Origin of the sequence: Pseudomonas sp. IT-P253 (assembly GCF_949768125.1) — a bacterium.
GTDB lineage: Bacteria > Pseudomonadota > Gammaproteobacteria > Pseudomonadales > Pseudomonadaceae > Aquipseudomonas.
In genome coordinates, this window is the sequence record NZ_CATKPT010000055.1 from 19,429 (window position 1) to 40,774 (window position 21,346).

Genomic DNA, 21,346 nt, shown 5'->3' on the forward strand with positions numbered 1-21,346 from the left:
CCGACTGTCAAAGAATCGTGAATTAGCCCATTAAATCTGCGCGTGTTGCACAACCCAAATTTTTCAGCCCATTAGATATTTTGTTTATTTAACGCTCGACTGACAACTAAGCCTGCATGAATTTCCACACAGGCTTCGTCATCCAATAGTTATGGATTGAGGATACTGGCATACGCTTTTGCCAGCGCCAACAGTTTTGCCTTGTCATCACTGTCGATATCGCCGTCACCGTCGACATCGCTTCTGACTTCTTTGATGTTGAAGGACTGACCTCCATCAGCCGAGATTGCCGTAACATAGACGGAATCCACCAGGGCCTCGGTCTGTGCTTCATTTTCGGCATCCCAACCTAGTTCTTTTCGGGAAAGTTGCATTGAAACTTGTGCTTCCCGTGGATTGATAATACTGGGAGCCAACAACTGTAAAAAAATACCGCGCTGATTAAAAAACGACATTGATTAATTCCATTTAATAAATAATTCACGATAACTTCGTGTGCAACGGATAGTACTGAGAAACTTCATCATCAGGCTATTCGTTATATGTTTCCCAGCGTTGCGACAAGTTGGCGTCTTAATCAACCGAATGGCAATAACAGGATTCGGTGCTGCCCGAGAAAATAAAATCGCCTATTGCCTTCATTGACCCGCCAATGACCTGGCGCGAAAACAGATCCAGAACCACAGCCAAATGCAGCCAGCGCTCCTGCGGAAAAAGCCGATCCTCAGCCTGCTCTACAAGCCAGAACAGCGACTCAGAAGCTCAAGCCAATTCATTGCGTTCAGTAATTTGCACAGTTCTTGCAGAATAATTTACAAGCACCTCAATCTGTAACCCTTCTACCCGCGGAGTCGTTGAACATGCCGTTACGCTTGAAGTTAGCCCTCAGCTACCTGTTGATCGGTTTGATCCCGGTTCTGGGCATGGCCTTTACGGTCTATCAACAAGCCAGTACGGCCCTGCGCGAGCAGACGCTGAACGCCCTCGAGGCGGTTGCCCATATCAAACAGCAGCAGCTGCTGGATAACTGGCAGGAGCGGCGCAACCAGATCAGCACCCTGGCCAGCAACCTGAGCAACAGCTATCAGGGACTGGACGGCAACGCACTGATCAGCACCACCCACTACGACCATCCGATGTTTGAAAATTTCATCAGCACCTTTGGTTACCGCGATCTGAAACTGATCATGCCCGATGGTACGGTCATGCTCAGTTTGAAGGACAGCCTTGACGAAAAGCACAATCTCAGCGAAGACAGCCTCCGTGACACGTCGCTTGCGCGTCTGGTCAAGCAAAGCCGCGATAGCGGCAAACCATTGATCAGCGACCTGCAGTACAACCCGCTGAGCAAGGAGCCGACCCAGTATCTGGTGACCCCTGTCTTGTCGCACGGTGAGCTGCAAATGACCGTGGTTCTGGAGTTGCCCATCGCTCCGCTCAATAACGTGATGCAAACCCGCCAGGGCCTGGGTGAAAAAGGTGAAACCTACCTGGTCGGCAGCGATGCCGGCCTGCGTTCGGACTCGGCACGTTTCCCTGAACGCCAGGTCAACCGCAGCCCCAATGCACAAGTCGGCCTTACTGGCAGTGCCGTCAGCAATGCCCTGGCGGGCCAACAGGGACGTATCGCCGAACCGGGGCTGGACGGCAATAGTGCGCTGAAAGTGTTTGTCCCTGTCGGCTTCGATGACAACCACTGGGCCCTGATTGCCGAAATGGATCAGACCCAGGCGTTTGCCCCGGTACATCAACTGATGTGGCAGGTCTTGCTGCTCGGCCTGCTGACCGTCGCCGCCGTTGCCATCGCCACTTGGCTGGTCAGCCGCAGTGTAATGCGCCCGCTGGGCGGCGAACCGAGCAATATGACGGTACTGGCCCGTCGCTTGGCCGCAGGCGAGCTGAACCTGCCGACCGAACAACGACATCAGGCGGGCCTGATGCTGGCCCTGCATGAAATGGCCCAGGCCTGGCGCGATGTGATTGAGCGTCTGCGCCAATCCAGCCAGGACGTCGGTCAGGCCAGCAGCGAAATTCTAAGCGCCGCCGGGCAAACCAGCGAACGCCTGGACCTGCAGCAAGAGTCGTTGGAAATGGTCGTCAGCGCCGTCGAGCAAATGTCCTGCACCGTGCAGGAGATCGCCCGCAACGCCGCCGACAGTGCACACGGCAGCACCGCCGCACGGGGTGCCTTCGGCGAGATGCAAGGTACTTTGCAACAGATGATCGGCCAGCAGGGACGCTTGCTGAACGACATCGGCCGGGCCGGCAGGGTGGTCGACACCCTGACCAGCGATGCCCTGCAAATCGGCACCGTGCTCGCGGTGATCCGTGGCATTGCCGAACAAACCAATCTGCTGGCACTCAACGCCGCTATCGAGGCCGCGCGCGCCGGGGAACAAGGCCGTGGATTTGCTGTGGTCGCTGACGAGGTGCGCAATCTTGCTCAACGCACCAGCAGCGCCACCGAAGAAATTGTTGCCATCACCAACACCTTGCAAAGCTCTTCCACTGAAGCCCGGCAGGCGATGCAGGCTTCGGCCGAACAAGCACATACGCTGGAACGTGAAACCCAGGTCGTGCTGACCTCGCTCAGTCAGTTGGACAATTCCCTGCAAGGCGTGCACGCCCTCGCCGTGCAGATCGCCGTCGCCGCGGACGAACAGGCCGAAACCACGCAGAAAGTGAATCAGCATATGCACCGCTTGCACGACATGACCCGCGACAACCGGAGGAACGCGGCGCATACCCGCAGTAGCGGCGAGCACCTGCAGCAAGTGGCCAACAATCAGCAAGCCCTGGTGCTGCGCTTTCGCCTATAGCCGCCGGGGCTAGCGCTCAGCCGGACGGCTGCCTGGAGTTCGACAGGTGGCGTGAGGAGTTCGACCTGAGTTTACTCCGCGGTTTAATTTTCTAACTGACCGCCAACGCCGAGCGCCGAACGGCACTGGCCGGTTCGTCAGACCCTCTATACTGTATGCACATACAGCGCAGAGCATTGACCCATGAGCACTCCGTTGCCTCCACGCGGCCGCGGCACCGCCACCAACCCGCACAACCGCTTCGCGCCGAACCGTTCGGTGACCGAGGACGACGGTTGGTATCAAGAAGCGCCGGTCACCCAGGGCACCGAGGTGCGTATTGAGACGGCGAAAACCATCATCACCCGTAACAACTCGCCGGACTTGCCCTTTGATCGCTCAATCAATCCCTATCGCGGCTGCGAGCACGGCTGCATCTATTGTTACGCACGGCCCAGTCACGCCTATTGGGACATGTCGCCGGGGCTGGATTTCGAAACCAAGCTGATCGCCAAGACCAACGCCGCGAAAGTGCTGGAGGAGCAACTCTGCAAACGCGGCTATCAATGCGCGCCGATCAACCTGGGCTCCAACACCGATCCTTACCAGCCCATTGAGCGCGAACACAAAATCACTCGCCAGACCCTGGAAGTACTGCTGCGCTACCGCCATCCGGTGACCATCATTACCAAGGGTTCGCTGATTCTTCGCGATCTGGATTTGCTGGTCGAACTCGCCGAACAACGATTGGTGGCGGTGATGATCAGCCTCACCACGCTGGACGATGAACTCAAGCGCATCCTCGAGCCACGCGCTGCTGCGCCCAAGGCTCGGCTGCGGGCGATCCGGGTCATGCGTGAGGCGGGAATCCCGGTGGGCGTGCTGTGTTCGCCGATGATTCCAATGATCAACGACAGCGAACTCGAAAGCCTGCTCGCCGAGGCCCATGCAGCTGGCGCACAGAGTGCCGCTTACATGATGCTGCGCCTCCCCCTCGAAGTGGCGCCGCTCTTCGAGGAGTGGCTGGCCGCCCACTATCCTCAGCGTGCGGCTCATGTATTGAGCCTGATCCGCCAAAGCCGTGGCGGTGAGCTCTATGACAGTCGGTTTGGCGCGCGGATGCGCGGCGAAGGGCCGTTTGCCGATCTGCTGGCGCAGCGCTTTGCCAAAACGATCAAACGTCTGGGACTCAATCATCGGGATGGTTTTAATCTGGATTGCGAAGCCTTTTGTCCGCCGGGTCGCCAGATGTCGTTGATTTGAGGACAATTGGCCTATGGTTGATTGGAGGAAAAGTATCCAGTCACGTTTTTTGTGACCTGAAACACACGCTCTAGAGCCCTTCATTCAGTTTGAGTTAAGTTTCGCCGGCTACCTTGTTCATCGAGTGACTGACGGGTCAAGCTTTTCGACCTGGATGTTTTTTAACAGCCACTGGCTTCACACCGGACAACACGGGAAACTTCCCTGACTCCGCCAATGAGGATGAATTCATGAGTGACAAGGATAAACAGCCGCTTGCTGCGTCGGCGTCAGCCCAGGCGGAGACCGCCGATGCAGCGTTGCGGCATATCGTTGACGGCTTTTTGCATTTTCATCACGAAGTCTTCCCTCAGCAGGAAGAACTCTTCAAAAAACTCGCCACGGCTCAGAGCCCCCGGGCGATGTTCATCGCCTGCGCCGACTCGCGCATCGTGCCTGAACTGATTACCCAAAGCTCTCCGGGCGACCTGTTCGTGACCCGTAACGTCGGCAACGTTGTGCCGCCTTACGGGCAAATGAACGGCGGCGTTTCCACCGCTATCGAATACGCGGTGCTGGCCCTTGGCGTGCAACACATCATCATCTGCGGGCACTCCGATTGCGGCGCCATGCGCGCAGTGCTCAACCCGGAAAGTCTGGAAAAGATGCCGACGGTCAAAGCCTGGCTGCGCCATGCCGAAGTGGCGAAAACCATGGTCCAGGAAAACTGCCATTGTGCGAATGAAAACGAGAGCATGCAGATCCTCACCGAAGAGAATGTGATCGCTCAGCTCCAGCATTTACGCACGCACCCTTCGGTGGCTTCGCGTATGGCCAACGGTCAGCTGTTTATCCATGGCTGGGTCTACAGCATCGAAACCAGCGAAATCAAAGCTTACGACGCGGACAAGGGTTGTTTCCTGCCGCTGGATGGCAGCCATCCGATTCCGGTGGCGACGCCCAAAGCACGCTTCTAACACCTCCTAAATCCCTGTGTGGTAAAGCCGAGGTTGCTGATCAAGTAGCCAGGCTTCGCCACGCCTGAAGAAAACGTCGGGAGAACCCATATGCGTGCTGCGCAACTCAAAGCTGTTCTGCCACGGGAGCTGCTCGCTTCCGTGGTTGTGTTTCTGGTCGCCCTGCCCTTGTGCATGGGCATCGCCATCGCCTCGGGGCTGCCGCCCGCCAAGGGCCTGATCACCGGGATCATCGGGGGATTGGTGGTGGGCTGGATTGCCGGCTCGCCTCTGCAAGTCAGCGGCCCGGCGGCGGGTTTGGCGGTTCTGGTGTTCGAACTGGTGCGCCAGCATGGCATCGCCATGCTCGGGCCAATCCTGCTGCTCGCGGGTTTTCTGCAACTGGTGGCAGGGAGATTGAAACTGGGCTGCTGGTTCCGGGTGACGGCGCCTGCGGTGGTGTACGGAATGCTCGCCGGAATTGGCGTACTGATCGTCTTGTCCCAGGTGCATGTGATGCTCGATGGCGTGCCCAAGCCTTCCGGACTGGATAACCTGTCAGCCTTCCCGGCCGCCGTGGCTCAGGCGTTGCCTTCCCTCGGCTGGCAAGCGGGGTTGCTCGGGTTGTCGACAATTGCCGTGATGTGGCTGTGGGAAAAATTCCGTCCGTATTCCCTGCGCTTCATTCCCGGTGCATTACTGGGTGTAGGCCTTGCGACGGTCGCCAGTCTGGCGCTGGCATTGCAGGTCAAACGGGTTGAAGTACCGGCGAATCTCGCGGAGGCCATCGACTGGTTGAAACCTGCGGACTTGCTCAACCTGGCCGACCCGACACTGTTGATTGCGGCCTTCGCTGTGGCCTTCATCGCCAGCGCCGAAACCCTGCTCTCCGCCGCGGCGGTCGATCGCATGCACAGCGGTCAACGTTCGGATTTCGACCGGGAATTAGCAGCTCAAGGTGTAGGCAACATGCTCTGCGGTCTGCTTGGCGCGCTGCCGATGACCGGGGTGATCGTGCGCAGTTCGGCCAACGTTCAGGCCGGCGCCAGCACGCGACTGTCGGCGGTGTTCCATGGCCTGTGGTTGCTGGCTTTCGTCCTGCTGCTGTCCAGTGTGCTGCAACGCATTCCGGTGGCGAGTCTGGCGGGTGTTTTGGTTTACACCGGTTTCAAACTGGTCGACCTCAAGGCCTTTCGCGGTCTGGGCCGTTATGGCCGGATGCCGATGTTCACTTACGCGGCGACGGCGCTGGCCATCATCTTCACTGACTTGCTGACCGGCGTGCTGATTGGCTTTGGCCTGACACTCGTCAAGCTTGCCTGGAAAGCATCGCGGCTGAAGATCAGCCTGATAGACCTGCCCAAGGAAGGAGAAATGGAGTTGCGACTGATGGGGGCGGCGACTTTTCTCAAAGTGCCGGCACTGACCCAGGTGCTGGGGACCATCCCTGCCGGTACGACGGTGCATGTGCCGCTCAATAACCTGAGCTACATCGATCACTCCTGCCTGGAGTTGCTTGAGGAGTGGGGTCGGGCGAATGCGGCGAAGGGCTCGACGCTATTGATTGAGGCGCGGGGGTTGAAGCGCAGATTGGAGGGGCGATTGCGCACCACCTCTGGAGTGGGCTCTATCGGATAAAGATCAACAATGTGGGAGCGAGCCTGCTCGCGAAAGCGGTGTGTCAGTCAATATCCGTGTTGAATGACTACCCGCATTCGCGAGCAGGCTCGCTCCCACAGGGGGATTATGTTGAGCGGTGGATCAAGCCGCCGGCTGGTCCAGTTCCAGGCCTACGCCCAACTGGCGCGACAGGCACGGCCAGCGTTTCCACGCGGCGCCAGTGTCCGGACTGTTGAGTTTCTCGCGGTAGGCTTCCACCGACTCCAGCGCGAAACTTTCTTCGTTGAGCATCTCGTCGACGGCGTGATGCACCGCTTCATCCAGTTGGTTGGCGAATTCCTCACCGATCAAATGGTGAGCAATCAAATTGGCGACAGTCATGTCCAAGGGGATCAGTGGCTGGCTGAAATGCTTGATGTACAGGTCGTTGACCTCTTCGACCAATCGGTGCGCCAGATAGGCTTCGTCCAGCAGGCTGTCCAGACCGACATGACCGGTCATGATGGCCGGAGGCTGAAGAAAGAATTGCTCGGCGATTGTCAGCACCGGTTTGATCTGTGATTCGATGCCCGCTTCCCTGGCGACGTCATTGGCTGCATCCAGCAGGTCTGGCACTTGTTCAATATACGCGGCCACAAAACGCGTCATCACGCCCTTGGCGTCGACATCCGGCAATTGGATGGCGGAGTGAAGGTGCGGCAGTTGGGTTTCAAGTTGACGAGTGAGCTGGCCGGTCTCGGCCTCGTGTTGTTGGGCTTTTTGGATCTGCTCGCGCAATGCGGCGGTGTTCATGAAAACTCCAGGAAACGAAGGCAATGAAATAGGGAAGACATAACTTAGCTGGCTGTCGAAAAATGCTCAGACGCATTTGTCATAATTGTTTCATTATTGAGGCACCAAAGTTATATCGATTTGCCACCACTCGTCTGCATCCTTCTCCATTCATGACCTTGAACGCAAGTCCCAGCTGTTTCAGATCATTTACGCCGTCACATTGCGAGGTCGCACTCGCTGTCTATACTCGGGTTGGAATGGAGTTAGCTGATGACGCCCGACTGCATATGCAGCAAGGCTCGGCGATTCAAGTTCGTAGTCTGAAAAAGCCGCTCCCTTGCCGCAGGTGAAAGCCGGCGGGATAAAAAGAACGATAAGGGGAACCCGCAATGATGCGACATCCACACGTCTGGATGGGCCTCCTGTTGTGGTCGATTTTCAGCCAGGCGCAAGCCGCCTGGACTGTGAATATGGCGCCTGGAGCGACTGAAATCAGTCACGCAGTATTTGACCTGCACATGACCATTTTCTGGATCTGTGTAGTGATCGGCATCATCGTCTTCGGCGCCATGTTCTGGTCGATGATGGTCCACCGCCGCTCTACCGGGCAGGTGGCCGCAAAATTTCACGAAAGCACCACCGTCGAAATCCTCTGGACCATCGTGCCCTTCGTAATTTTGGTGGCCATGGCGATTCCGGCTACCGCCACCCTGATCAGGATGTACGACACCAGTGAGCCGGATATTGATATCCAGATCACCGGCTATCAGTGGAAGTGGCATTACAAATACCTGGGCCAGGACGTCGAATTCTTCAGCAACCTGGCCACCCCCGCCGACCAGATCCACAACAAGGAAACCAAGGGCGAGCACTACTTGCTCGAGGTCGACAAGCCACTGGTGCTGCCGATTGGCGCCAAGGTGCGGTTCCTGGTGACTTCCGCCGACGTCATCCACTCCTGGTGGGTACCGGCCTTCGCGGTCAAGCGCGATGCGATCCCGGGGTTCGTCAACGAAGCCTGGACCCGCATCGACAAGCCCGGCATCTACCGTGGCCAGTGCGCCGAGTTGTGCGGCAAGGACCATGGCTTCATGCCGATCGTGGTCGAGGTCAAGGAAAAGGCCGATTACGAAAAATGGCTGGCCGAACGCAAGACAGAAGCCATGCAGCTCAAAGAGCTGACCAGCAAGGAATGGACCCTCGACGAGCTCAAAGAGCGCGGCGACAAGATCTATCACACCACCTGCGTGGCCTGTCACCAGGCCGAAGGCCAGGGCCTGCCGCCCATGTTCCCGGCGCTCAAAGGCTCGCCGATTGCTACCGGCCCCAAAGCCGACCACCTGCACCGCGTTTACTTCGGCAAACCCGGCACCGCCATGGCGGCGTTCGGCAAGCAGCTTTCGGAAGTCGATATCGCGGCGGTCGTGACCTACGAACGTAACGCCTGGGGCAACAACAAAGGCGACATGGTCACTCCTAAAGAAGTGCTGGAGCTGAAACAGGCGGAAAGCAAATGACCCGGTCTATTGCCCACGTAAGGAACCGGTCGGGGCTACGCGCCCCGGCCTGCCCAGCCCATCTGTTTGCAGGAGACAGGACATGACTGCTGTAATCGATGAACATGTTCATACCGCCACCGAGCACGCCCACGGCCCCGCCAAAGGCCTGATGCGGTGGGTGCTGACCACCAACCACAAAGACATCGGCACGCTGTACCTGTGGTTTGCGTTCACCATGTTCCTGTTGGGCGGCTCGTTTGCGATGGTGATTCGCGCCGAACTGTTCCAGCCGGGGCTGCAAATCGTCGAACCGGCGTTCTTCAACCAGATGACCACCATGCACGGCTTGGTCATGGTCTTCGGTGCGGTGATGCCGGCCTTCGTCGGCCTCGCCAACTGGATGATCCCGTTGATGATCGGCGCGCCGGACATGGCCCTGCCACGGATGAACAATTTCAGCTTCTGGCTCCTGCCGGCGGCGTTCATTCTGCTGGTATCGACCCTGTTCACGCCCGGCGGCGGGCCGAATTTCGGCTGGACCTTCTACGCCCCGCTGTCGACGACCTACGCGCCGGAAAGCGTGACCTTCTTCATTTTCGCCATCCACTTGATGGGCATCAGTTCGATCATGGGCGCGATCAACGTGATCGCCACCATCCTCAACCTGCGCGCCCCCGGCATGACGTTGATGAAAATGCCGCTGTTCGTCTGGACCTGGCTGATCACTGCGTTCCTGTTGATCGCGGTGATGCCGGTGCTGGCCGGATGCGTGACGATGATGCTGATGGACATCCACTTCGGCACCAGTTTCTTCAGTGCCGCCGGTGGCGGTGACCCGGTGTTGTTCCAGCATGTGTTCTGGTTCTTCGGTCACCCCGAGGTGTACATCATGATCCTGCCAGCCTTCGGCGCTGTCAGTTCGATAATCCCGACCTTCTCGCGCAAACCGCTGTTCGGCTACACCTCGATGGTTTACGCGACGGCGAGTATCGCGTTCCTGTCGTTCATCGTCTGGGCGCATCACATGTTCGTGGTCGGCATTCCGCTGGTGGGCGAGTTGTTCTTCATGTACGCCACGCTGTTGATCGCCGTGCCCACCGGGGTGAAGGTGTTCAACTGGGCCAGCACCATGTGGCAAGGTTCCTTGACCTTCGAGACGCCGATGCTGTTTGCGGTGGCCTTCGTGATCCTGTTCTCCATCGGTGGTTTCTCCGGATTGATGTTGGCCATCGCCCCGGCGGACTTCCAGTACCAGGACACCTACTTTGTCGTTGCGCACTTCCACTACGTGCTGGTACCGGGGGCGATCTTCGGGATCTTCGCCTCCGCCTACTACTGGATGCCGAAATGGACCGGCCACATGTACGACGAAACCCTCGGCAAGCTGCACTTCTGGCTCTCGTTCATCGGCATGAACATGGCGTTCTTCCCGATGCACTTCGTGGGGCTGGCAGGCATGCCGCGACGGATCCCGGACTACAACCTGCAATTCGCCGACTTCAACATGGTCTCGTCGATCGGCGCGTTCATGTTCGGCACCACGCAGTTGTTCTTCCTGTTCATCGTGATCAAGACCATCCGTGGCGGCCCGCCAGCGCCGGCCAAACCGTGGGACGGGGCTGAAGGCCTGGAGTGGAGCATTCCATCACCGGCGCCGTATCACACCTTCACCACCCCGCCGGAAGTGAAATGAACACTTTTGACCATGTAGGAGCGAGCTTGCTCGCGACGGTCGTCAACGATTGCGCTGGAAGCCTGACACTGCGCGGCGCCCTCGGGGTTTTCGCGAGCAAGCTCGCTCCTACAGGGTTATGCACAGCGGGTCGGAACCATGGCTGACTCTATTTCGCTGAAGAAGCTGGTCACCCGCCTGCTCTTGGTGGTGGTGGCGATGTTTGTCTTCGGGTTTGCCCTGGTGCCGATCTACGACGTGATGTGCAAGGCGTTCGGCATCAATGGCAAAACCGCCGGGCAATACGAAGGCGAGCAAGTGGTCGATTTGTCACGGCAAGTGCGCGTGCAGTTTCTGTCGATGAATAACGCCGACATGGTCTGGGAGTTCTATCCCAAGGGCAATGAGCTGACGGCGCATCCGGGGGCAGTGAACGAGATGATTTTCGTCGCCTACAACCCGACCGATCACCCTATGAGCGCCCAGGCAGTGCCGAGTATCGCGCCCAGTGAAGCGGCAGCGTACTTCCACAAAACCGAATGTTTCTGCTTTACCCAACAAGTGCTGCAGCCCGGTCAACGGATCGAGATGCCGGTACGTTTCATCGTTGACCGAGACATGCCCAAGGATGTGAAGCACCTGACGCTGTCCTACACGCTGTTCGATATCACCGCACGTCATCCGCCCGTGACTGTTGCTGCAAGCACTGGTGGCTAGGCGTTAAGCGTGCCCGATAAGGAGAACAATAAATGGCAACTCATGAACACTATTACGTACCGGCCCAGAGCAAATGGCCGATCATTGCCACCCTCGGCATGCTCACCACCGTGTTCGGCCTGGGCACCTGGTTCAACGACCTGAAGGCGGCGCGGCCAGAATCCCACGGCCCGCTGATCTTTTTCGTCGGCGGTCTGTTGCTGGCATACATGCTGTTCGGCTGGTTCGGTACGGTGGTCAAGGAAGGTCGCGCCGGGCTGTACAGCGCCCAGATGGATCGCAGCTTTCGCTGGGGCATGAGCTGGTTCATTTTCTCGGAAGTGATGTTCTTCATCGCGTTCTTCGGTGCGCTGTTTTATGTGCGGCATATTTCCGGCCCGGCACTGGGTGGGGAAGGCCCGAAAGGCATTGCCCACATGCTCTGGCCGAACTTCCAGTTTGCCTGGCCATTGCTGCATACCCCGGACCCGAAACTCTTTCCACCGCCCAAAGAAGTGATCAGCCCTTGGGGCCTGCCGCTGCTTAACACCGTGTTGCTGGTGAGTTCCAGCGTCACCGTGACCATCGCTCACCACGCCTTGAAAAAGGGCCATCGCGGCGCGCTGAAAATCTGGCTGGCGATCACTGTGTTGCTCGGCTGCGGGTTTCTCACCTTTCAGGCCGAAGAGTACATGCACGCCTATCACGAACTGGGCCTGACGCTCGGCTCGGGCATCTACGGCGCGACCTTCTTCATGCTCACCGGTTTCCACGGGGCTCACGTGACGATCGGCACCATCATCCTGTTCGTGATGCTGATGCGGATCATGCGCGGGCACTTTGATGCCGATCACCAGTTCGGATTTGAGGCGGCGAGTTGGTACTGGCACTTCGTGGATGTGGTGTGGATCGGTTTATTCGTTTTCGTCTACGTGCTGTAGGAGCGAGCTTGCTCGCGAAGGTGTGTCAGACACGTTGATTTCGACTGAGGCACCTTCGCGAGCAAGCTCGCTCCTACAGCTACCAAGGCGCAGTCGAGACCAACTGGCCGCTGTAGAAACCCCAGGCGATCAAGCCAACGGTGGTGGCGGCCAGCGCAACACGAACACTCAAGGCAATGACGAGGCGGTTCGAGCTGCTGTCGTCCTTGACCAGAAAAAACAGGCCGCTGAACAGGCTGACAACCGTGGCAATCAGCATCAGGACGATGGCTGCTTTGAGCATGGTGAGACTCCGGGGGTAAGGCGATGCATTTGAGTATAGCTATCGCGATGACCGACTTTCTGGCGACGCCATGAAGCGCTTCCGGCCGGGTGTTGTGCCAACGCTGGTGGTCGCAATCTTGCTGCCGCTGCTGGTGTCGCTCGGGTTCTGGCAATTGAGCCGGGGCGCGGAGAAAAGCGCCCTGCTGCAAAGCTATGCCGAACGCCGTGTCGCCGAACCGATGGCCAGCAGCGCGCTGCAACACACCGAAGACCCGGCCTTCCGCCGCGTTCGCCTGCACGGTCAGTTCGATGCCGAACACAGCCTGCTACTGGACAACCGTCAGCGCAACGGCAAGGTCGGCGTCGAGTTGCTGCAACCCTTCCACGATCAGGCGACCGGACTCTGGCTACTGGTCAATCGCGGCTGGCTGCCGTGGCCGGATCGCCGCACCCCGCCACAATTCACCACACCGACTCAGGCATTGAATCTCGATGCCTGGGTCTACGTCTCCCCCGGCGCGACTTTTCAGTTGCACGCCGATCCGAGCACCACGACCTGGCCTCAGTTAGTGACAGCGGTTGAGCCGGCCAAGCTCTGGAAGGCGCTCGGGCGCGAAGGTTTTGCCTACGAAATACGTGAAGAAGCCGGCCCCGCGTCTTATCAGGCCGATTGGCCGGTCGTCGCCATGGGCCCGGAAAAACACATTGCTTACGCCGTGCAGTGGTTCGCCATGGCGATCGCCCTGTTCGGCCTTTTTATCTATCTCGGCTGGCACAACGCAAAGGAGAAACACCATGGGAGCGGCCATGAATCCACCCAGCATGTCTGAGGCGAAAACGCCGGCGAGTCGACGCAAAGGTCGCTTGCAGTTGCTGCTAATCTTACTGGGAGTGATCGGCCCGATGGTCCTCGCCACCGGCATGTACAAATTGCAGTTCTGGGTGCCGGAGGGCCGCAGTTATCACGGTGAACTGATCGGCAATGGCCAGACCCGGGCCGACCTTGGGGTTCAGGCACAAGAGGACCGCTGGCAGATGCTGGTCACGGCGCCCAAGGAGTGTTCGGTGGATTGCCAGCAGCTGGTGTATCTGGCACGGCAAATCCAGATCGGCCTCGGCCCCGAGGCGTCCCGCGCCAGCCATGCACTGGCCGCCGCGCAGCCGCTGACGGCCGATTACGAAGCCAAACTGACCCGCGAATACCCGCAACTGCAGCGCTATCCCATGGACCTGGCGACCTTCAGCAAGACGACGGGTGACAAGGCGGTGCCGCAGCTGTGGATCATCGACCCTCATGGCAATCTGGTGCTGCGCTATGACCCGACGGTGAAGGGTAAGGACTTGCTGAACGACCTGCGTCATCTGCTGAAACTGTCGAACATCGGATAAGGGCATCGTCATGGCCAAACCTGGATTTCGCCTCGCGCTGTTTGCCACCTTGCTGGCACTGATTGTGGTGTTGCTCGGCGCCTACACACGTTTGACCCACGCAGGCCTCGGCTGCCCGGACTGGCCGGGCTGCTACGGCTTTATCAGTGTGCCGAAAAGCGAAGCCCAACTGGCCCATGCCGAATTGCATTTTCCTGATGCGCCCGTGGTCGCGCACAAGGGCTGGAACGAGATGGTCCACCGCTACTTCGCCGGTACGCTTGGGCTGTTGATTGCGGTGCTGGCCGGTCGCGCCTGGGTCCATCGTCGTCATCCGGGGCAACCGGTGAAGTTGCCGCTGTTCCTGCTGGCCGTGGTGTTCGCCCAAGCGGCGTTCGGCATGTGGACAGTGACGCTTAAACTTTGGCCACAGGTGGTGACCGGGCATTTGCTCGGCGGTTTTGCGACCTTGAGTCTGCTGTTCTTGCTGACGCTGCGCCTGTCTGGCGTGTTGCCGGCGCTCACCGTACCACGGCGTTTGCAGTACTGGGCAACGGCCGGCTTGCTGCTGGTGATCCTGCAAATTGCCCTGGGTGGCTGGGTCAGTTCCAACTACGCCGCCGTGGCTTGCATCGACTTTCCGACCTGCCACGGGCAATGGCTGCCACCCGCAGATTTCGCCAACGGTTTTCACCTGACCCAACACATCGGCCCGAATTACCTCGGCGGACAACTGGACAGCGATGCTCGCACGGCGATTCACCTCACTCACCGTATCGGCGCGTTACTGGTGACGCTGGTGCTGCTCGGTCTGGCGTGGCAACTGAAAGTCGTCGGCATGACGCGACTGGCAGGGCTGGTACTGATCGCACTGGCCACCCAAATCACCTTGGGCATCAGCAACGTGTTGTTCCACCTGCCGCTGCCGGTGGCCGTCGCGCACAACGCCGGCGGCGCAGCGCTGCTGCTGACGATGGTGCTGGTCAATTATCACGCGCGAACCAGTCTGGTTCGGGTCAAGCAACAATCCCTCGCGCGCTGGCGGTTCAGCCTGCATAAACATTCAGCCGGCCCCATAACAAAAAAAGGAGAGATGCCATGGCGACTCTGATCGGCGAACGTCACAGTCAGGCAATCTGGCGCGATTATCTGGAGCTGACCAAGCCGAAAGTGGTGGTGCTGATGCTCATCACCTCGCTGGTCGGGATGTTCCTTGCGACCCGCGCCGGGGTGCCGTGGACAGTGCTGGTGTTCGGCAATCTGGGGATCGCGTTGTGTGCCGGCGGTGCGGCGGCGGTCAATCATGTGGTGGACCGGCGCATCGACGCGGTCATGGCGCGAACCCACAAACGTCCCCTGGCTGAAGGCCGGGTGTCACCGACCGCTGCGCTGACGTTCGCATTGGTGCTGGCGGTGCTGGGCCAGACCTTGCTGCTGGCCTTCACCAACCCGCTGACCGCTTGGCTGACCCTCGCCTCGCTGCTCGGTTATGCGGTGGTCTACACCGGTTTCCTGAAACGCGCGACGCCGCAAAACATCGTCATCGGAGGCCTGGCCGGCGCCGCCCCACCGTTGCTCGGTTGGGTCGCGGCCACCGGCCATGTCAGCGCCGAACCGCTGTTGCTGGTACTGATCATTTTCGCCTGGACCCCGCCACACTTCTGGGCACTGGCGATCCATCGTAAAGAGGAATACGCCAAGGCCGACATTCCGATGCTGCCGGTCACCCATGGCGAGCATTACACCAAAGTCCATATCCTGCTTTATACCTTCGCGCTGCTGGCCGTGAGCCTGATGCCCTACGTGATTCACATGAGTGGCCTGCTCTACCTGGTTTGCGCCCTGGGCCTGGGCGCGAGGTTTCTGCAATGGGCCGTCGTGCTGTACCGTGGCACTCGGCCGCACGCGGCGATCAACACCTTCAAGTACTCTATTTACTACTTGTTCCTGCTGTTTATCGCCCTGCTCGTAGACCACTACTTATTGTTGAACCTATGACCCGAACCCAGAAAACCGTCTTCATCCTCGTCGCCCTGATCGCGCTGGTCCTGGGCCTGACCATCAACAAAGTGCTATCCGGCAAGGGCCAGGGCGACCCGACTCCACTGATCGACGCCGGGATCATCCTGCTGCCGCAAAGCCGCAACCTGCCGGACGTGACCATGACCGATCAGGACGGCAAACCGATGGCGGTCAACGCGTTGAAAGACAAGTGGAGCTTGCTGTTCTTCGGCTACACCTTCTGCCCGGACATCTGTCCGACCACCCTCGCCCAGCTGCGCCAGATCAAGAGTGAACTGCCGCCGGAAGCGGCGGCCAAGTTGCAGATCATCCTGGTCAGCGTCGACCCGAATCGCGACACGCCCAAGCAGCTCAAGCAATACCTGGGTTACTTCGATCCGCAGTTCATCGGCCTGACGGCTTCGTCGGTGGACGACATTCAGAAACTGGCCAACGCAGTGAGCATTCCGTTCATTCCGGCAGATACCAGCAAGCCGAATTACACGGTTGACCACAGTGGGAACCTGGCGGTGATTGGACCGGACGGGACGCAGCGCGGGTTTATTCGGGCGCCGTTGAATAACACCAAGTTGGTGGCGCAGTTGCCGGTGATGCTTAAACGCAAGTAAACATCACGCACCTTGCAGGAGCCAGACTTGCCGGCGAAGGCGCCCGTAAGATCGCCTTCGCCGGCAAGCCTGGCTCCTACAAGGTCGGCGTTTCAGGCATAAAAAAATGGGGCGCATTCAATGCGCCCCATTTTTTTTACGCTTCAGATCAGAACGCCGGCACGACCGCGCCTTTGTACTTCTCGAGGATGAACGCTTTCACTTCCGGGCTGTGCAGGGCAGCAACCAGTTTCTTCATCGCATCGCTGTCTTTGTCGTCCGGACGAGCCACCAGGATGTTCACGTAAGGCGAGTCGCTGCCTTCGATGATCAGTGCATCCTTGGCCGGATCAAGTTTGGCTTCCAGCGCGTAGTTGGTGTTGATCAGCGCCAGGTCGACCTGGGTCAGCACGCGCGGGATGGTCGCGGCTTCCAGTTCGCGGATTTTCAGGTCCTTGGTGTTTTCGGTGATGTCCTTGACGGTCGACAGGATGTTGTTCGAATCCTTCAACTTGATCAGGCCGGATTTTGCCAGCAGCAACAGCGCTCGGCCGCCGTTGGTGGCGTCGTTCGGGATGACCACGTTAGCGCCACCCGGCAGCTCGGCCAGGGTTTTGTATTTGCTGGAGTACGCGCCCAGCGGTTCCAGGTGCACACCGGTAACAGCCACCAGGTTCGTACCTTTGGCCTTGTTGAACTCATCGAGGTACGGCTGATGCTGGAAGAAGTTCGCATCCAGGCGCTTCTCGGACACTTGCACGTTCGGCTGGATGTAGTCGGTGAAGACTTTGACCTTCAGGTCCACGCCTTCTTTGGCCAGGGCCGGTTTAACGAATTCGAGGATTTCTGCGTGCGGGACCGGGGTGGCGGCGACGGTCAGCGTGTCGGCAGCGTGAGCAGAAAAGGCTGCAATGGCAGCGAACGCGACGAGTAGTTTTTTCATTCAGCTAACTCCTTGTGAGTGCCCGCTTGCGGCGCCTGTTTGCGGCGCCTGCCAGCGAATGGCCGGCTCAATTGTCATTTACGAGAGAAGTGGACCACAAGCTTATCGCCAAGGGTCTGCAGTACTTGAACCAGCACCAGCAACAACACGACGGTGACCACCATCACATCAGTCTGAAAACGCTGGTAACCGAAACGGATCGCCAGGTCGCCCAGACCACCAGCGCCAACCACACCGGCCATTGCCGTGTAGGACACCAGTGTAATAGCTGTCACCGTAATCGCCGCGAAGATGCCCGGGCGGGCTTCCGGCAGCAAGGCATTGATGATGATCTGCCGCGTCGTGGCGCCCATGGCCTGGGTCGCTTCGATGATGCCGCGATCGACTTCACGCAGGGCGGTTTCCACCAGTCGTGCGAAGAACGGCGTGGCGCCCACCACCAGCGGCGGAATCGCACCGGCAACACCGAGGGACGTGCCGGTGATCAGCACCGTGAACGGAATCATCACGATCAGCAGAATGATGAAGGGCAGCGAACGCAGAATGTTCACCACCAGCGACAACATCGCGTAAACGCCTTTGGCTTCCAGCAACTGGCGCGGGCTGCACAGGAACAACAGCACACCCAGGGGCAGGCCCAGCAAGACGGTGAACAACAGCGAACCGCCGAGCATCAGCAGGGTGTCGCCGGTTGCCAGCCAGATTTCGAACCAGTCGATATTGGAAAAGAAACTCATCAGGGCTTCCATCAGCGCAGCACCTCCATGTGGACGTCAGCTGCGGTGAAGTGGGCGAACGCTGCTTCCATGTCGCCACCGGTGACGGCCAGGGTCAGTTGCCCGTAGGGAATGTCTTTGATGCGATCAATACGACCGGCCAGGATGCTGTAGTCCACACCCGTTTCCCGAGCGACGGTACCCAGCAAGGGCGCGTAGGTGGCTTCGCCCTGGAACGTCAGACGCACGATGCGGCCTGGCACGTGAGCGAAGTCGTCGCGCTGTTCGCTTTCATCGATCTGCTCGTCTTCTTGCACGAAGCGCTTGGTGGTCGGGTGCTTGGGGTGCAGGAACACTTCGGCCACCGAACCTTGCTCGACAATCACGCCAGCGTCCATCACAGCCACTTGGTCGCACACGCGACGGATCACGTCCATCTCGTGGGTGATCAGGACGATGGTCAGCTTCAGCTCGCGGTTGATCTCGGCCAGCAATTGCAGGACCGACGCCGTGGTCTGCGGGTCCAGGGCGCTGGTGGCTTCGTCACACAACAGGATTTTCGGCTTGGTGGCCAGGGCGCGGGCAATGCCAACGCGCTGCTTCTGGCCACCGGACAACTGCGCCGGGTACTTTTTGGCGTGGTCGGACAAACCAACCCGTGCCAGCAATTCAGCCACACGCTGGTCGATCTCGCTGCGCGACAGTTCGCCGGCGAGGGTCAGCGGCAGCGCAACGTTATCGGCGACGGTCTTGGAGGCCAGCAGGTTGAAGTGCTGGAAAATCATCCCGACCTGCTGACGGAAGCGCCGCAGGCTGTTGGCGTCGAGCGCGGTGACTTCTTCGCCATCGACGATGATCTTGCCGCCACTGGCGTTTTCCAGGCGATTGATCAGACGCAGCAGGGTACTTTTTCCCGCGCCGGAATGGCCGATCAGGCCGAAGACCTGACCGTTCTCAATCGTCAGACTGGTCGGATGCAGCGCGGGGATATCCTTACCGGCGACGCGGTAGGTTTTATGGACGTTTTGAAACTCGATCACGTAGCGAACCTTGTGGGGCGCGATAGAAAAGGATCAGCGGTTAGCCGGGCGCGCATTTTAGCCTGTCCGTATAGAGGTTATTAGCATTTATTCCGCATTCAACCTTCGATTTGGCAATAACGCGATCAAAGGTCAGAAAAAAGGAACGGTTAAAAACCTCATCGGTCACAAATAGGCAACTCGATATCGCCCCTGGTGCCATGCCGGGGGTTTTGCTCAGAGTCCCGGCTACGGCGGGAATCGCAACGAGGAGTTTATGTTTGATGAGTACTAAAAAGCCTGCCGCCCCTAAAAGCGCACAGGCCGGGACCGACACCCTGGACCGCGGCAACACCAATGCCAAGCTCGACAGCCTGGAGAAATTCCGCTCCGACGCCACGGAACAAGCCCTGCGCACCCATCAGGGCGTGAAGGTTTCGGACAGTATCGTCCATGCTCGCGGCACCGGCGCTCATGGCTACTTCCAGACGTATGAAAACCATTCCGTCCTGACCAAGGCTGGTTTCTTACAGGACCCGGGCAAGAAAACCCCGGTCTTCACGCGCTTCTCCGCGGTGCAAGGCCCTCGCGGGTCGGGCGATACCGTGCGGGACGTGCGAGGCTTCGCTGTGAAGTTCTTCACCGACGAAGGCAACTTCGACCTGGTGGGCAATAACATGCCGGTCTTTTTCATCCAGGACGCGATCAAATTTCCTGACTTCGTGCACGCGGTAAAACCCGAGCCGCACAATGAGATTGCTGCGGGGGGCTCGGCTCACGACACGTTCTGGGATTTTGTCTCGTTGGTGCCGGAATCGGCGCACATGGTGATCTGGACCATGTCCGACCGAGCGATCCCGAAAAGTCTGCGCAACATGCAGGGCTTCGGTGTGCACACGTTTCGCCTGGTCAACGCCGAAGGCAAATCGCGCTACGTCAAATTCCACTGGCGCCCTACGGCCGGGACCTGCTCACTGGTGTGGGATGAGGCGCAGAAGCTCGCCGGTAAAGATTCCGACTTCCACCGTCGCGATCTGTGGGAGTCGATCGAGATGGGGGACTACCCGGAATGGGAACTGGGCGTCCAGATCATCGAAAAGGAAAAGGAACACACCTGCGACTTCGACATCCTCGACCCCACCAAGCTGATCCCGGAAGAACTGGTCCCCATCACGCCTTTGGGCAAAATGGTGCTCAACCGCAACCCGGACAACTTTTTCGCCGAAACCGAGCAGGTCGCGTTCTGCCCTGGCAATATCGTGCCGGGGATCGATTTCTCCAACGACGGTGGCTGGCCGAATGAAACGGCGCCTGCTGCGCAGGATGGCGGCTTCGAGAGTTATCCGGAGCGCATCGACGCTAACAAAATCCGCCAGCGTAGCGAATCGTTCAGCGACCATTTCTCCCAGGCGCGGCTATTTTTCCACAGCATGAGCAAGCACGAGCAGGAACACATCATCGCGGCCTATAGCTTTGAGCTGGGGAAGGTTGCGCGCGAGTTCATCCGTGCGCGTCAGGTGAATGAGATCCTGGCCAACATCGATTTGGAACTGGCCAAGCGTGTGGCGCAGAACCTTGGATTGCCGGCGCCGGAAGCAGGAACTGTCGATATACGCAAATCCTCGCTGAACCGCTCACCTGCCTTGAGTCAGGCCAACTTGCTGCCGGCGGACATCAAAACCCGCAAAGTGGCCATTCTTGCCGCCAACGGTGTCGATGGCGCAGCGATCAATGCGATGAAAAAAGCGCTGATGGCCGAGGGCGCGCACGCCAAATTGTTGGGATCAACTTCGGCACCGGTGACGACTGCGCAAGGTAAGGCACTGCTCGTGGATGCTTCGATGGAAGGCTTGCCTTCGGTGGCGTTCGACGCAGTGTTTGTGCCGGGTGGCGCGGCGTCGATCAAGGCCTTGAGTACTGACGGCGTGGCGTTGCACTACGTGTTGGAGGCGTACACGCATTTGAAGGCGATTGCGCTGCACGGCGAGGCGAAGCAGTTGCTGGATGTATTGAAACTGGAGGCTGATGCGGGGCTGATCGTGGAGGCGGATGCGAAGTTGATCAAACCGTTTATTGCCGCGATCGGGCAGCATCGGGTTTGGGAGCGGGAGCCCAAGGCCAAGGCGATTGCGGCTTAAATTGTTTATTACTGGACGGATGCCTTCGCGAGCAGGCTCGCTCCCACATTGGATCGGCGACTCGCTGCAAATCACCTGTGGGAGCGAGCCT

Annotated in this window: 20 protein-coding genes; 14 read left to right on the forward strand and 6 right to left on the reverse strand. The window is 58.9% G+C overall.

The features are described 5' to 3' along the window. Window positions 1–149: 149 nt before the first annotated feature. Complete coding sequence (locus ACM6IR_RS22550; RefSeq protein WP_414909740.1) at window positions 150–455, reverse strand: hypothetical protein; 306 nt, start codon at window positions 453–455, stop codon at window positions 150–152. A gap of 405 nt (window positions 456–860) precedes the next feature. Between ACM6IR_RS22550 and ACM6IR_RS22555 the strand changes: the two genes are divergently transcribed. The 4 genes from ACM6IR_RS22555 to ACM6IR_RS22570 all read left to right on the forward strand — a co-directional run bounded on the left by ACM6IR_RS22555 (window position 861) and on the right by ACM6IR_RS22570 (window position 6,634). Next, complete coding sequence (locus tag ACM6IR_RS22555) at window positions 861–2,819, forward strand: methyl-accepting chemotaxis protein (protein WP_414909741.1); 1,959 nt, start codon at window positions 861–863, stop codon at window positions 2,817–2,819. A gap of 183 nt (window positions 2,820–3,002) precedes the next feature. Next, complete coding sequence (locus tag ACM6IR_RS22560) at window positions 3,003–4,061, forward strand: PA0069 family radical SAM protein (RefSeq protein ID WP_414909742.1); 1,059 nt, start codon at window positions 3,003–3,005, stop codon at window positions 4,059–4,061. 230 nt (window positions 4,062–4,291) lie between these two features. Continuing rightward, the gene (locus ACM6IR_RS22565) at window positions 4,292–5,017 is read left to right on the forward strand and encodes a carbonic anhydrase (protein ID WP_414909743.1); all 726 of its coding nucleotides are present in this window, start codon (window positions 4,292–4,294) and stop codon (window positions 5,015–5,017) included. Window positions 5,018–5,107: 90 nt separating this feature from the next. Continuing rightward, window positions 5,108–6,634, forward strand: coding sequence for a SulP family inorganic anion transporter (locus ACM6IR_RS22570; protein ID WP_414909744.1), 1,527 nt, complete (start codon window positions 5,108–5,110; stop codon window positions 6,632–6,634). A gap of 123 nt (window positions 6,635–6,757) precedes the next feature. Here ACM6IR_RS22570 and ACM6IR_RS22575 read toward each other — a convergent pair whose 3' ends face one another. Continuing rightward, window positions 6,758–7,408, reverse strand: coding sequence for a hypothetical protein (locus tag ACM6IR_RS22575; RefSeq protein WP_414909745.1), 651 nt, complete (start codon window positions 7,406–7,408; stop codon window positions 6,758–6,760). A 371-nt stretch (window positions 7,409–7,779) separates the two neighbouring features. On the opposite strand from ACM6IR_RS22575, the gene coxB reads away from it, so the two are divergent. The 4 genes from coxB (at window position 7,780) to ACM6IR_RS22595 (ending at window position 12,198) form a co-directional block, all read left to right on the forward strand. Next, entirely contained in the window at window positions 7,780–8,907 is a 1,128-nt protein-coding gene (gene coxB / locus ACM6IR_RS22580) for a cytochrome c oxidase subunit II (RefSeq protein WP_414909746.1), read from the forward strand. A gap of 82 nt (window positions 8,908–8,989) precedes the next feature. After that, entirely contained in the window at window positions 8,990–10,582 is a 1,593-nt protein-coding gene (gene ctaD / locus ACM6IR_RS22585; protein ID WP_414909747.1) for a cytochrome c oxidase subunit I, read from the forward strand. A 138-nt stretch (window positions 10,583–10,720) separates the two neighbouring features. Continuing rightward, window positions 10,721–11,278 (forward strand): cytochrome c oxidase assembly protein, encoded by a 558-nt coding sequence (locus tag ACM6IR_RS22590; protein ID WP_414909748.1) that lies wholly within the window; start codon window positions 10,721–10,723, stop codon window positions 11,276–11,278. A gap of 32 nt (window positions 11,279–11,310) precedes the next feature. Further along, entirely contained in the window at window positions 11,311–12,198 is an 888-nt protein-coding gene (locus tag ACM6IR_RS22595; RefSeq protein ID WP_414909749.1) for a cytochrome c oxidase subunit 3, read from the forward strand. A gap of 79 nt (window positions 12,199–12,277) precedes the next feature. Here the strand turns inward: ACM6IR_RS22595 and ACM6IR_RS22600 are convergent, their stop codons facing one another. Continuing rightward, on the reverse strand, window positions 12,278–12,481 hold the full coding sequence (locus ACM6IR_RS22600) for a twin transmembrane helix small protein (protein ID WP_027926133.1): 204 nt from the start codon (window positions 12,479–12,481) through the stop codon (window positions 12,278–12,280). Window positions 12,482–12,551: 70 nt separating this feature from the next. Between ACM6IR_RS22600 and ACM6IR_RS22605 the strand changes: the two genes are divergently transcribed. The 5 genes from ACM6IR_RS22605 to ACM6IR_RS22625 are packed head-to-tail and all read left to right on the forward strand — an operon-like array spanning window position 12,552 to window position 16,460. Next, window positions 12,552–13,292, forward strand: coding sequence for an SURF1 family protein (locus ACM6IR_RS22605; protein ID WP_414909750.1), 741 nt, complete (start codon window positions 12,552–12,554; stop codon window positions 13,290–13,292). After that, a complete protein-coding gene (locus ACM6IR_RS22610) occupies window positions 13,258–13,851 on the forward strand; it encodes a hypothetical protein (protein ID WP_414909751.1) in 594 nt (197 codons plus the stop codon). The genes ACM6IR_RS22605 and ACM6IR_RS22610 overlap by 35 nt, the downstream gene beginning before the upstream one ends. A gap of 10 nt (window positions 13,852–13,861) precedes the next feature. Then, window positions 13,862–14,941, forward strand: coding sequence for a COX15/CtaA family protein (locus ACM6IR_RS22615; protein ID WP_414909752.1), 1,080 nt, complete (start codon window positions 13,862–13,864; stop codon window positions 14,939–14,941). Next, a complete protein-coding gene (gene cyoE, locus ACM6IR_RS22620) occupies window positions 14,929–15,828 on the forward strand; it encodes a heme o synthase (RefSeq protein ID WP_414909753.1) in 900 nt (299 codons plus the stop codon). Before ACM6IR_RS22615 ends, cyoE begins: the two co-directional genes overlap by 13 nt. After that, window positions 15,825–16,460: an SCO family protein gene (locus ACM6IR_RS22625; RefSeq protein WP_414909754.1), complete on the forward strand. Its 636-nt coding sequence runs from the start codon at window positions 15,825–15,827 to the stop codon at window positions 16,458–16,460. Before cyoE ends, ACM6IR_RS22625 begins: the two co-directional genes overlap by 4 nt. A 148-nt stretch (window positions 16,461–16,608) precedes the next feature. Here the strand turns inward: ACM6IR_RS22625 and ACM6IR_RS22630 are convergent, their stop codons facing one another. The 3 genes from ACM6IR_RS22630 to ACM6IR_RS22640 form a co-directional block, all read right to left on the reverse strand. Next, window positions 16,609–17,382, reverse strand: coding sequence for a MetQ/NlpA family ABC transporter substrate-binding protein (locus ACM6IR_RS22630; RefSeq protein WP_414909755.1), 774 nt, complete (start codon window positions 17,380–17,382; stop codon window positions 16,609–16,611). Window positions 17,383–17,456: 74 nt separating this feature from the next. Further along, window positions 17,457–18,131, reverse strand: a complete 675-nt coding sequence (locus ACM6IR_RS22635; RefSeq protein ID WP_414909756.1) for a methionine ABC transporter permease — start codon at window positions 18,129–18,131, stop codon at window positions 17,457–17,459. Next, window positions 18,131–19,138 carry a methionine ABC transporter ATP-binding protein gene (locus tag ACM6IR_RS22640; protein WP_414909757.1) on the reverse strand — a complete coding sequence of 336 codons (1,008 nt, stop codon included), beginning with the start codon at window positions 19,136–19,138 and terminating at the stop codon, window positions 18,131–18,133. The genes ACM6IR_RS22635 and ACM6IR_RS22640 overlap by 1 nt, the downstream gene beginning before the upstream one ends. 263 nt (window positions 19,139–19,401) lie before the next feature. Here ACM6IR_RS22640 and ACM6IR_RS22645 point away from each other — a divergent pair, with 263 nt between their 5' ends. Beyond that, window positions 19,402–21,255: a catalase gene (locus tag ACM6IR_RS22645; protein WP_414909758.1), complete on the forward strand. Its 1,854-nt coding sequence runs from the start codon at window positions 19,402–19,404 to the stop codon at window positions 21,253–21,255. Window positions 21,256–21,346: the final 91 nt, after the last annotated feature.

What these genes read in the sequence shown, in the direction of transcription:
- ACM6IR_RS22625 (WP_414909754.1), top strand. Translation starts at nt 15,825, where the DNA reads ATGACCCGAACCCAGAAAACCGTCTTCATCCTCGTCGCCCTGATCGCG.
- ACM6IR_RS22560 (WP_414909742.1), top strand. Translation starts at nt 3,003, where the DNA reads ATGAGCACTCCGTTGCCTCCACGCGGCCGCGGCACCGCCACCAACCCG.
- ACM6IR_RS22555 (WP_414909741.1), top strand. Translation starts at nt 861, where the DNA reads ATGCCGTTACGCTTGAAGTTAGCCCTCAGCTACCTGTTGATCGGTTTG.
- coxB (WP_414909746.1), top strand. Translation starts at nt 7,780, where the DNA reads ATGATGCGACATCCACACGTCTGGATGGGCCTCCTGTTGTGGTCGATT.
- ACM6IR_RS22645 (WP_414909758.1), top strand. Translation starts at nt 19,402, where the DNA reads ATGAGTACTAAAAAGCCTGCCGCCCCTAAAAGCGCACAGGCCGGGACC.
- ACM6IR_RS22570 (WP_414909744.1), top strand. Translation starts at nt 5,108, where the DNA reads ATGCGTGCTGCGCAACTCAAAGCTGTTCTGCCACGGGAGCTGCTCGCT.
- ACM6IR_RS22590 (WP_414909748.1), top strand. Translation starts at nt 10,721, where the DNA reads ATGGCTGACTCTATTTCGCTGAAGAAGCTGGTCACCCGCCTGCTCTTG.
- ACM6IR_RS22565 (WP_414909743.1), top strand. Translation starts at nt 4,292, where the DNA reads ATGAGTGACAAGGATAAACAGCCGCTTGCTGCGTCGGCGTCAGCCCAG.
- ACM6IR_RS22615 (WP_414909752.1), top strand. Translation starts at nt 13,862, where the DNA reads ATGGCCAAACCTGGATTTCGCCTCGCGCTGTTTGCCACCTTGCTGGCA.
- ACM6IR_RS22550 (WP_414909740.1), bottom strand. Translation starts at nt 455, where the DNA reads ATGTCGTTTTTTAATCAGCGCGGTATTTTTTTACAGTTGTTGGCTCCC.
- ACM6IR_RS22630 (WP_414909755.1), bottom strand. Translation starts at nt 17,382, where the DNA reads ATGAAAAAACTACTCGTCGCGTTCGCTGCCATTGCAGCCTTTTCTGCT.
- ctaD (WP_414909747.1), top strand. Translation starts at nt 8,990, where the DNA reads ATGACTGCTGTAATCGATGAACATGTTCATACCGCCACCGAGCACGCC.
- ACM6IR_RS22635 (WP_414909756.1), bottom strand. Translation starts at nt 18,131, where the DNA reads ATGGAAGCCCTGATGAGTTTCTTTTCCAATATCGACTGGTTCGAAATC.
- cyoE (WP_414909753.1), top strand. Translation starts at nt 14,929, where the DNA reads ATGGCGACTCTGATCGGCGAACGTCACAGTCAGGCAATCTGGCGCGAT.
- ACM6IR_RS22605 (WP_414909750.1), top strand. Translation starts at nt 12,552, where the DNA reads ATGAAGCGCTTCCGGCCGGGTGTTGTGCCAACGCTGGTGGTCGCAATC.
- ACM6IR_RS22595 (WP_414909749.1), top strand. Translation starts at nt 11,311, where the DNA reads ATGGCAACTCATGAACACTATTACGTACCGGCCCAGAGCAAATGGCCG.
- ACM6IR_RS22575 (WP_414909745.1), bottom strand. Translation starts at nt 7,408, where the DNA reads ATGAACACCGCCGCATTGCGCGAGCAGATCCAAAAAGCCCAACAACAC.
- ACM6IR_RS22610 (WP_414909751.1), top strand. Translation starts at nt 13,258, where the DNA reads ATGGGAGCGGCCATGAATCCACCCAGCATGTCTGAGGCGAAAACGCCG.
- ACM6IR_RS22600 (WP_027926133.1), bottom strand. Translation starts at nt 12,481, where the DNA reads ATGCTCAAAGCAGCCATCGTCCTGATGCTGATTGCCACGGTTGTCAGC.